The organism is Plectonema radiosum NIES-515 (assembly GCF_025753815.1).
Lineage (GTDB): Bacteria > Cyanobacteriota > Cyanobacteriia > Cyanobacteriales > Nostocaceae > Hassallia > Hassallia radiosum_A.
The window spans coordinates 17,355-27,665 of record NZ_JAOWRF010000108.1 but is presented as its reverse complement, the minus strand read 5'-3'; the positions used below and the strand labels follow the sequence as shown (position 1 = coordinate 27,665).

The 10,311-nt window shown below is 41.1% G+C and carries 9 protein-coding genes; 4 read left to right on the top strand and 5 right to left on the bottom strand.

The window, feature by feature from the left end; all coding sequences use genetic code 11:
• The first annotated feature begins 88 nt into the window (after positions 1-88).
• Both OGM63_RS07340 and OGM63_RS07335 read left to right on the top strand, forming a co-directional pair.
• On the top strand, positions 89-856 hold the full coding sequence (locus tag OGM63_RS07340) for a DUF1350 family protein (protein WP_263744849.1): 768 nt from the start codon (positions 89-91) through the stop codon (positions 854-856).
• A gap of 151 nt (positions 857-1,007) precedes the next feature.
• Positions 1,008-2,144 (top strand): PP2C family protein-serine/threonine phosphatase, encoded by a 1,137-nt coding sequence (locus OGM63_RS07335; protein WP_263744848.1) that lies wholly within the window; start codon positions 1,008-1,010, stop codon positions 2,142-2,144.
• Here the strand turns inward: OGM63_RS07335 and OGM63_RS07330 are convergent, their stop codons facing one another.
• From OGM63_RS07330 to OGM63_RS07310, 5 genes are all read right to left on the bottom strand, one after another.
• Positions 2,145-2,471 carry an STAS domain-containing protein gene (locus OGM63_RS07330; protein ID WP_263744852.1) on the bottom strand — a complete coding sequence of 109 codons (327 nt, stop codon included), beginning with the start codon at positions 2,469-2,471 and terminating at the stop codon, positions 2,145-2,147. It abuts the gene before it with no gap.
• 497 nt (positions 2,472-2,968) lie between these two features.
• Positions 2,969-5,191, bottom strand: coding sequence for a PAS domain-containing sensor histidine kinase (locus OGM63_RS07325; RefSeq protein ID WP_263744847.1), 2,223 nt, complete (start codon positions 5,189-5,191; stop codon positions 2,969-2,971).
• 191 nt (positions 5,192-5,382) lie between these two features.
• Entirely contained in the window at positions 5,383-6,042 is a 660-nt protein-coding gene (grpE, locus tag OGM63_RS07320; protein ID WP_263744846.1) for a nucleotide exchange factor GrpE, read from the bottom strand.
• A 9-nt stretch (positions 6,043-6,051) separates the two neighbouring features.
• Positions 6,052-6,201 (bottom strand): hypothetical protein, encoded by a 150-nt coding sequence (locus OGM63_RS07315; RefSeq protein WP_263744845.1) that lies wholly within the window; start codon positions 6,199-6,201, stop codon positions 6,052-6,054.
• A gap of 279 nt (positions 6,202-6,480) precedes the next feature.
• On the bottom strand, positions 6,481-6,744 hold the full coding sequence (locus OGM63_RS07310; RefSeq protein WP_263744844.1) for a ParB N-terminal domain-containing protein: 264 nt from the start codon (positions 6,742-6,744) through the stop codon (positions 6,481-6,483).
• Between the two features lie 112 nt (positions 6,745-6,856).
• On the opposite strand from OGM63_RS07310, the gene OGM63_RS07305 reads away from it, so the two are divergent.
• Positions 6,857-8,530 carry a SpoIID/LytB domain-containing protein gene (locus OGM63_RS07305; protein ID WP_263744843.1) on the top strand — a complete coding sequence of 558 codons (1,674 nt, stop codon included), beginning with the start codon at positions 6,857-6,859 and terminating at the stop codon, positions 8,528-8,530.
• A 233-nt stretch (positions 8,531-8,763) separates the two neighbouring features.
• On the top strand, positions 8,764-10,113 hold the full coding sequence (gntT, locus tag OGM63_RS07300; protein WP_263744842.1) for a guanitoxin biosynthesis MATE family efflux transporter GntT: 1,350 nt from the start codon (positions 8,764-8,766) through the stop codon (positions 10,111-10,113).
• Positions 10,114-10,311: the final 198 nt, after the last annotated feature.

Below are 10,311 nucleotides of genomic sequence, written 5' to 3'. Positions count from 1 at the left end.
CACTCCCCCACTCCCCCTTTCCTCTGACACGACCGCCGCACACAGTCTAATATAAAGAAACATTAAATTAGAGCGATCGCTCATGGGTATGGACTGGAAAGAAATTCAAGGCAATTGGGTGTTAATTCCCCGAAATCCCATCGGTATCATCCATTTCCTGGGTGGTGCATTCGTCGCTACAGCACCTCACCTCACTTACCGTTGGCTACTAGAACAACTGGCGGAGAAAGGCTATGTTGTAATTGCTACGCCATTTGTCAACACATTAGATCATATAGCGATCGCTAAATCTGTACAGCTAAACTTCGACCGCGTTATCGAGCGCTTACACGATTCTTCCACATTACGCAAGCGTTACCTGCCGATCTATGGATTGGGACACAGCATGGGTTGTAAACTTCACTTACTCATCGGTAGTACCTTGAGTGTAGAAAAAGCAGGTAATATCCTTATATCCTTTAACAACTACGCTGCACGGGATGCTATCCCCTTAGTGGAACAATTTAACACAACCTTTGCGATCGAGTTCACTCCTTCACCCTTGGAAACTAACAAGCTTGTGCAAGAACGCTATAACGTCCGTCGCAACTTATTAATAAAATTTAGTAACGATACCCTTGACCAATCAGCAGCTTTAAAGGAAATATTACAACAACGCTTTCCGGAGATGGTGACAGCACAAACCCTGCCTGGAAGCCATGTTACACCCTTAGGTCAAGATGTTAAATGGCAACCTGGAGCATCTTTCACCCCCATTGATGCTTTGGGACAGTGGTTTAAGCAAGAAGTTTACCGCGACTTGAACCAACTAAAACGCGCTATCCTCTTGTGGCTGAATCCCCTTTCACCGCCATAATGTTTTATGACTGTCAAAAATTGGGAAGGGTAAAAGGAATAAAAAACTTTCTTTTCTTCCCTTTAACCTTTTGCCCTGATTAAATACCCCATTCTCATATTTTATTTTTTATTTTACAAAAATTATTATTTACTCTTACCCCTCATTTCCCATGTTTCAAATCGTAGTAATTGATGATGACCGTTCAGTACAAATCCTGCTGAAAAGGATGTTGGAAAAACAGGGTTATGAGGTCATCGCTGCCAGCAATGGTTCTGAAGGAATCGCAAAAGTACTTGCTTGCCAGCCGGCATTAATTATTTGTGATTGGATTATGCCAGGATTAAATGGGCTGGAAGTCTGCCATCATATCAAGACAGATCCGAATTTATCGACAACATTCTTTATTTTATTAACATCTTTAGATTCCGTAGCCGATCGCGTCAAGGGGTTAGATGCTGGTGCAGACGATTTTATTACCAAACCCATCGAGCAAAACGAATTGCAAGCACGGGTAAGAGCAGGATTGCGTCTGCATCAATTAAGTCGAGATTTGCAATCTCAAAAGCTACTTTTAGAAACGGAAATGGCAGAAGCTGCCGAATATGTGCGTTCTCTTTTGCCTTTACCGATGTCAGAACTCCTCACCATCAATTATCGCTTTATTCCTTCACGTCAACTCGGCGGCGATTGTTTCGATTACTACTGGCTCGATCCTGATTATATGGCAATTTATTTACTAGATACTGCCGGACATGGACTCAAAGCCACTCTTCCCTCTATTTCCGTGCTGAATTTACTTCGTTCCCGCGCTCTCAAAAGTCTCAATTATTATCAACCGAGTGAGGTACTCAAAGCGTTAAACGACACTTTCCAAATGAATTATCAAAATGACAAATATTTTACAATCTGGTATGGAGTTTACAACCGCATCAAGCGTCAGTTAATTTATGCTAGTGCTGGTCATCCTCCAGCAATATTAGTATCGGGCAAATCTGTTAACGTTACCGAAGTCAAACAATTAAGAACCCCCGGAATGCCAGTTGGAATGTTTCCCGAAGCAAAATACATTGATGGATTTTGCAATATTGAAGAGTGCAGCACTCTTTATATCTTTAGTGATGGCGTTTACGAAATCACTAAATCAGATGGTACACTTTGGAGTTTAGATGCTTTCATTCAGATGCTGGTCGAATTACAACATAGGAGTCAAAGTCAACTCGACGAGGTACTAAATTACCTAACCAATTTAAACTCCAAAGAGGCTTTTGATGATGATTTATCTATCCTCCAGATAAAGTTTGATTAGCTAAATTCTGGAGAGTACATTTTGATTAAATTCTTCTTGGCTAGGAAATATTTCAAATACCTTATCCATCCCAGTCAGTTCAAATAATATCCTGACTTGTTCATTAATGGAGCAGATAACAAGTTTGATGTCCGCAGCTCGTAGAGCTTTGAAGGCTAACACTAAAGCCCCCAGTCCGGAACTATCCATAAAAGTCACATTTTGAAAATCAACTAAGATAATTTTCGCACCGCTGTCTGCAATTTCAATAATTTCTTGGCGAAACTCTTGGGATTCACTGGCATCTAAAATTCCACTGGGTTGAAAAACTTTGATTAAAGGACTCATCATATCTCAGGCAGTTGTTGGTATAAATGATACAGCTTTTATTTCTGCATGTATGTACCGATCATAATTCATTTGAAGAAATGTTGCCAAATAAAAATAATTAATAATTAATTAACGCTCAGTAATTTTAGATAATAAATAGTCAAGTTACCCTCGTGAAGTGAGTTTTATCAGCACGCATCAAAATCTCTTTTTTACTAGCTGTTCTTTTGCAGTCAGGTTGAATGACTTAATAATAGGCAATAGAAAACAACTCAGCTCTGAGCAGTGATATTTCATTACATTCATCAGAAAGAAAAATCAGAGAGAAAATATTAACTTATAACTACTACCTCTTACGTATAATCAGCTGTGAGGCAATTAACATTTCTCGTTGAGGCAGAGCTTATTCTTAATTTAAAGTTATGCCAGGGTTAAGGAACTTGATCGAGAACCTTGATGTTATTACCGCAATGTTATCTGACGATTAAGTAATTTGCTAATAAGTTGGTAATAATTTATTCTTGGTATAAAGGAATTGTAATCATAAATTCAGCGCCGGCTCCTGGCTGTGAAATACATTCCAAAGAGCCGCCATGCCGATCGCTTATAATTTGATAGCTAATCGAAAGTCCCATCCCAGTACCTTTACCAATCGCTTTGGTAGTAAAAAAAGGGTCAAATAGTCGATCTTTTATGGCGGATGGTATACCCAATCCATTATCGGCAATGCTAATTTTGACGCGATCGCTCTCCAGAAGTTCCGTAAAAATACGAATTTGCGGAGTGATCAATTTTTCAGACTCATTTACTAATGACTCCTCTAAAGCATCGATCGCATTCGCTAAAATATTCATAAATACTTGGTTGAGTTGTCCGGCATAACATTCCACCAAAGGCAAGTTAGCATATTCTTTGATCACTTGAATAGCTATACGGTCAGGTTTAGCTTTAATGCGATGTTCTAAAATCATCAGTGTGCTGTCAAGACCTTCATGGATATCTACTTCTTTCATCTCTGCTTCATCCATGCGGGAAAAGGTGCGTAGAGATAAGACAATTTCCCGAATGCGCTGTGCCCCAACTTTCATTGATTTGAGAAGTTTGCGTAAGTCCTGTATCAAGAAGTTTAAGTCTATATCTTCTGCGAATTCTTGAATTTCCGGAATGGGATCGCCATAATGTTGCTCATATAACTGTACTAATTTTAATAAGTCTTCGATGTAGTCGTTAGCATAAGTAAGGTTGCCGAAAATAAAATTGACAGGATTATTGATTTCGTGAGCAACACCTGCTAACACTTGACCTAAACTAGACATTTTCTCGCTTTGAATAAGTTGCATTTGTGTGCGTTGGAGTTCTTGGAGAGTTTTTTCTAGGTCTTGTGCTTGTTGCTTTAATTGAATTTCTGTTTGTTTACGCTCAGTGATATCAAATACTGTTCCCACCAATCGGTAAATTTTACCTTCACTATTTTTTAAGGGATTGATGGTTACTAGCGACCAAAGTCCTTTACCCAAAAAAGTGTGGCATTCTTCAGAAGTATAAGGCGCATTTGCTTGCAAGCATTTTAGATATTGCTGACGAACAATCGCACCTTGAACTTCACCAAGGGATTCCTCTGGAGTTTTACCGACTATTTGTGTGCTTAACAAACCAGTGTTACGTTCTGTAGCTGGGTTCCAACCAGCATAGTGGAAGTCATTTTCCAGAACATCCACCACAAACAGGGAATTTTCCGACCCATCGTAGACGCTGCGAAGAAATTGCTCTTGCTCTAATAAAGTTGCTTCGGCTCGTTTGCGATCGCTAATATTAAATGTTGTCCCCACCAATCGGTAAATTCTACCTTCGCTGTCTTTAAGGGGATTAATCGTAGTCAACCACCAAATTTCTTTACCAAAGAAAGTCAAGCATTCTTCATAACTAATAGACTTAGCTGCTTCTTGGCAGTTGACGAAGTTCCGACGCACTGTTGCCCCTGTAACTGCACCATGCAATTGTTCTGGAGTTTTACCGATTACTTCTGCACGAATCATACCTGTGGCACGCTCTGCGGCACTATTATAAGCTACATGACAAAATTCACCGTCTTCGAGAACATCTACTACAAATATAGGATTTTCCGAGCCATCAAAGACTGTGCGAAGGAATTCTTTTTGCTGTTGCAGTTGAGTTTCTACTCGTTTGCGATCGCTGATGTCTTCGGCAGTACCAAGAATACCTACCACATTGCCCTGAGCATCCCGCAGAGGAATTTTATTAGTATCTAACCATCCTTCCTTGCCATCAGCTGTATTTTTCTCGATGATATGTAATTCTGCCACACCAGATTCCATAACACGGCGATCGCATTCTCGATACCACTCAGTTTCTTCTTTTTTCCAAGGCAAATCATAGTCAGTCTTGCCAATAATATTTTCTGGCAAACCCACACCTGCAATAGAGGCAAATTTCTGGTTACATCCAAGATATAGAGAATTTCTGTCTTTCCAAAAAATTAACTGCGGGATGTTATCCATTGCTAACTGCAAAAACTGTTCTGAGAATCGCAGTTTATTTTCTATCTCGATGCGTTTCTTAACTTCTTCCTTCAACTCAACAACCACGCCATTGAGTTCGGCAGTGCGTTCTTCTACTCTAGCTTCTAATTCTTCATTTAATTGCTGTCTCGGTGGACAATTATTGCTGAGTACCTCTAGTTTAGATACAGACTCATTTATATTGTTGTCCTCTTGCATACCCGAAGTCCTTTATGTGAGCGTTTAATCCACCGATAAAAGAAAGTTAAATACACTACCCCTGCTGTAGCAATGATTGCGATCGCCTTTACATTTTTTAGTATTCCCAATGTTTTTAATTTGTCAACATTTTAGTTGGAGCGTGGTTAGTTGATGAGTATTAGGCATTTATCCCCCTTATCCCCCCACTCTCAAACTGGACTGACTTTAGCTCGATAAAGAAGCTTATCACCTTGACGGTAGCCTGTGTAACGTATTTTGACTTTTACTCCGGGTTGTGCATTACCTTCCATTAATTGATGTATCTGCGGATCGTAGGATAATTCTGCTCCCACGGGTGCGATCGCTTCCACTTTCCATTGTTGTAATAATTTTTCTAAAGGTTTTTGTACTAAAGGCAATATTTTTACCGCTGCTAGCTGCGGATTCTCTTGCGCTTTGTGTGCTGCGGTGGGAAATTGCAATAACAAAGACTCTAGCAATTGCAAACTTGTTTGCTGAAACTCACAAAGCAATACTTCTCGCTGTTGTTCTAATTGCACAAGCGATCGCTGATACTCTGTTTTTAAATTCGTTATTTCTTGTAACAATTCTTGATTTGATGCAGTCTCTTTCACCAACTCTACCTGAGAAAAAGTTGCGATCAATTCACTCAACGGCATCTGTAACACTTCCGACAGCTTAAGCAGTACATCCACTCGCATCTGCGTTGCTTCTCCCCGTCGCAACCGCAAAATTTGCCGCTCTGAAACACCAGCAGTTTGACTCAAAGCTTTAAAACTAGAAACACCCAGACGTTGCATTAAGTTTTGCAACGCATGGGTGAAATTTAACGAAAATGCCTCATTCATGGTTCGTAGTCAGCGCGAAGAGCGCTTAATATTAACCCAAACTAATTGAGCAAACCAATAAGTTTTTTGATTCAGTACACGACGCACCAAGCGAACATATTTGATTTTTGATGTTAAACCATGCAAAATTACAGGGTCATTGGTAATGATGGCAGTCAATTTTAACTTTGACCATTCAACGCCACTTCCAGTCCAGCTAATACCCTCTTTGTTGGTTTTACCTTCTAAAGATGCAAATTGACCTTTCTGTTTAACTAACTCGCGTAATTCCCCACGGCTCTACAGCCTGGGGATGTAAGCGCTGTTTCTTACGTTTGCATAAAATTCTCCGGATTATTAGTTGGTTGTTAAGGGTTAGTGGTTAGTGAGAATTTTCAGAGGGTAAAAGGAACTCATGGGAAAGAAGAAAAGCCCAATGCCCATATAAACTATTAAACTTTACGCCAAATGCATTTTCAAAACGCTTTTGGGTGCTTTGCGAACTCTGGCTAAGACTGTTTCTTTGCCTAAGCGCTGGCAAGCTTCGTAACGATGGCAACCTGAAAAGCCATAATACTGTCCATCTACTTCTAGGACATCTATCGGTTCTTGCTGCCCGATGGACTGAATTGATTCCATCAAGGCTTGCACTTTTTGCGGATCGTTGGCACGGGGTAAAGGACGTTTTATCTGATTTAGTGGAATTTCTTGTACCCTAACCATAAGGGATATCCTTGTCTAGTTCTTTTTTGTGTTTCTACATAAATCATAATTGTTATGACTTCGTTTTGCCAATTTTTCATGCAAAACAAGCAATGATATCATTAGGTAGCTCATGCGACAAAACCACTACGCGATAAAGCAAATTGATCATCCACCCCAAAGTGTGACTGGGGGCAGAATCAAGTTAGTTCCGATGAAAATCACCTTATGGCGTTTTTCTTACACAGTACTGACGACATTTTGCTTATTGGGGCTGACTGGTGCATCAAGTCCTGGGAGCAAAGCAAAAGATGTAGAACTAAGAATTGGGATTGTGCAGCGATTTGGAGATAAACCGACTATGGAGCTGCAACTAGAGCCGACAAAAGGCGATCGCTTAAAGCTGAAATTTACGGCAAACAAAACAGAGCAAACCCTAGTTACCACTAACCCGGTAAAACTGGAAACAGTTATGCAAGCTTTACCTCAACCGATAGTTGAGGAGAAAGTAGTTTTAGGCACTTTCCGTACCTTTGAAACTGCGGAAGACAACGCCCAAAGCTGGCGGAAAAAGGGAATACAAGTAGAACTGGCACAGCCAGAACGCTGGCAAGTTTGGGCGAAACGTGATGTTTACAAGACTCCGTTATTACGGCGGTTGCTATTGCAAAGCGTACAAAAAAGTACAAAGACAACAACGGTATTTATTGACACCCAAATTATCAAACAAGTGCCGCGAGTAAGTTGGGTAGTAAATGGCAAACGCTACAGCCCGAATAATTTAGAAATTAGTACTGAGAAAAACTTGATCCGGGTGAATGAAGGTAAAAAGCCAGAAAATGCCCGTCTTTATCCAGGTCGGTTGGAGTTACAATCAAATGCTTATGGTACTTACACTTTAGTTAACGAAGTGCCTCTAGAAACGTATTTACGCGGGGTTGTGCCTTATGAAATTGGCAATTCGGCACCTGTAGCCTCATTAGAAGCACAAGCGATTTTGGCGCGGACTTACGTGCTGCGGAATGTACGGAGATTTGAAGTAGATAATTATCAATTGTGTGCGGACACTCACTGCCAAGTTTATTTTGGGCTGAATGACGTTTCTCCCGCTACAGATAAAGCGATCGCTTCCACAAGGGGGATGGTATTAACTTATCAAAATCAGCTAGTGGATGCATTATATTCTTCCACCACAGGCGGTGTAACTGCTTCCTTTAGCGATGTTTGGAATGGTGACGATCGCCCATATTTACGACCAGTGCTAGATGCTGCGGTTAATTTTTGGAGTTTATCGGATGAGAGTTTAGCATCAGAAGAGAACTTTCAGCGGTTTATCAGTCGCAAAGAAGGATTTAACGAAAGCGATTTCGACCTGTTTCGCTGGCGTAAAGAAAGTAGCCTAGACGACATTACCAAAGGCTTGCAGAAATTTCTTACAGTCAAAAAGAGTCCCTTTGCCAAGTTTAAAACCGTTCAAGAAATGACAGTAGTAGAGCGCAGTAAAAGCGGACGCATACTCAAACTAAATGTCAAAACTGATATTGGCACTTTTAGTTTATATAAAGATGAAGTTCGCAGCGCCTTTGCCGCACCCAGAAGTACACTTTTTTATCTGCAAGCACTGAATAAAGGCGAATCTACTCTATGGGGATATGCTTTTGTTGGTGGTGGTTTAGGACATGGAGTTGGTTTGAGTCAAACTGGTGCCCAAACTTTAGCTAAACTCGGTTGGGCAAGTGCCAAAATTCTCCAGTTCTACTATCCCGACACTCAAATTCAAATTTTGAGCAACAACATTAAGCCTTAGCTGAAATTCCCGCGTCAGCGCGAAGAACGCTCTTCGCGTTGACAAAAGACAAATGTGTACCTTTTGTCAATACCTCCACTAATTTGATTATCATGATTAAAAAAATTGAAAAACTACAATAAAGTACTGCTATTCACCAATCAAGAATAGAAGGATTTCCGGATAAATAGGTTATTTTGGGGTCGCACAAAGATGTCAAACTAAGTCATGACAAATTTCACTTAAGTTAATCCATGAAGCTTTCCCTTCCCAGTCAGTATGACTTCCTCGATCGCTTCTTTCGACTGGCGATCGCCAACGTTGCCTCTAACATCATGGTGCCTCTGGGGGGTTTAATTAGTGTGGCTTTCTTAGGACACCTAGAAGAAATCCATCATTTAGCAGGAGTTGCCCTCGCTGCCATCTTGTTTGATTACATCTACTTCCTTTTTAACTTTTTACGGATGGGAACCACTGGGGTGACCGCTCAAGCGGTTGGACGCGATGACCGAGAAGAAATGCTGCGAGTATTACTGCGGAATGGATTAGTGGCTTTGGGTTTAGGTGTGGCAATCTTGATATTGCAATACCCTATCCGAGAACTGTGGTTTGCTATAGTCAGTGCTAGTCCAGAAGTTAAAGCATCAGGGATTGACTATTTCAACGTCCGAATTTGGGGAGCACCTGCGGTTTTGTTTAATTGGGTTCTCATTGGTTGGCTGTTGGGACGAGAAATGAGTGGCAAGGTGTTGCTGATGTCTGTAGTGGGCAACGGTGCTAATGTGGCGTTCGACTACCTCTACATTATCCGCTGGGAGTGGGCAAGCACGGGAGCCGGAATTTCTCAGGCTCTAAGTCAATATTTGATGTTGTTAGTAGGGCTAGTTTTCGTAAGTCAAGACATCCAGTTCAAAGAGTTACAAACAGCATTCCAACAGCTTTGGGATTGGTTAGCCTTTAAATCTGCTTTTACCCTCAACGGCAATATTTTTGTCCGGTCTTTAGCCAATATGACTACCTGGGCTGCTTTCGGTAATCTCAGTGCGGTAATGGGGACAATGGTGCTTGCAGAAAATGCTTTACTATTGCAGATAATATTGCTAAGTGTATTTTTGGTGGAGGGAATTGGTTTTGCCACGGAAACCCTCACCGGTAATTTTAAAGGTCAGACAGCTAACGACGAGTTTATCCCGTTATTGCAGGTGACAGTAGGAACCAGCCTTTCCGTGGGACTTTGCATTGCGGTAGCCTGCATCCTTTTTCCTGAGACTGTCTTTGGGTTATTATCTGACCATACTGAAATTATCGAGCCAATTAAAGTTTACGTTCCTTGGTTAATCATCGTTTTAGGATGTCAGGCTATTGCTAGTACCCTCGATGGGTATTTCGGAGGTTTAGCGGAAGGGAAACCCATCCGTAACGCCAGTTTATACGGTGCTTTATTGGGATTTGCACCCTTAGCAGTCTGGGCATGGCAAGCTCATAGTAACCAAATTTTGTGGCTGGCTATGTCGGGGTTTATGGCAACTAAAATGGTGGCGATCGCCATCCAAGTACCAAGAACTCTTCACAATGACACTGAAGCGATCGCCTCTCTGGATTAATGTCGCAAATATAATTATCGGACTTACGCACTGTACAAATTAATCATGGTATGCATATAGGAAAATGATTCGTTTCAGCCTTTTATTAATCGCTCCTCAATCGTCAACTGTAGGGGTAAAGCGCAATGCTCATACGTGTCAACTTAACGTAAAACCGTTGTCCCGCAAGGAACTGAAGTTCCTTGCTAATAGCGAAAG

Bases quoted from the DNA above. Each gene is read 5' to 3' on its own strand.
- OGM63_RS07310 (WP_263744844.1), bottom strand. From the start codon at position 6,744: ATGGTTAGGGTACAAGAAATTCCACTAAATCAGATAAAACGTCCTTTA.
- OGM63_RS07335 (WP_263744848.1), top strand. From the start codon at position 1,008: ATGTTTCAAATCGTAGTAATTGATGATGACCGTTCAGTACAAATCCTG.
- gntT (WP_263744842.1), top strand. From the start codon at position 8,764: ATGAAGCTTTCCCTTCCCAGTCAGTATGACTTCCTCGATCGCTTCTTT.
- OGM63_RS07325 (WP_263744847.1), bottom strand. From the start codon at position 5,191: ATGCAAGAGGACAACAATATAAATGAGTCTGTATCTAAACTAGAGGTA.
- OGM63_RS07305 (WP_263744843.1), top strand. From the start codon at position 6,857: ATGCGACAAAACCACTACGCGATAAAGCAAATTGATCATCCACCCCAA.
- OGM63_RS07330 (WP_263744852.1), bottom strand. From the start codon at position 2,471: ATGAGTCCTTTAATCAAAGTTTTTCAACCCAGTGGAATTTTAGATGCC.
- grpE (WP_263744846.1), bottom strand. From the start codon at position 6,042: ATGAATGAGGCATTTTCGTTAAATTTCACCCATGCGTTGCAAAACTTA.
- OGM63_RS07340 (WP_263744849.1), top strand. From the start codon at position 89: ATGGACTGGAAAGAAATTCAAGGCAATTGGGTGTTAATTCCCCGAAAT.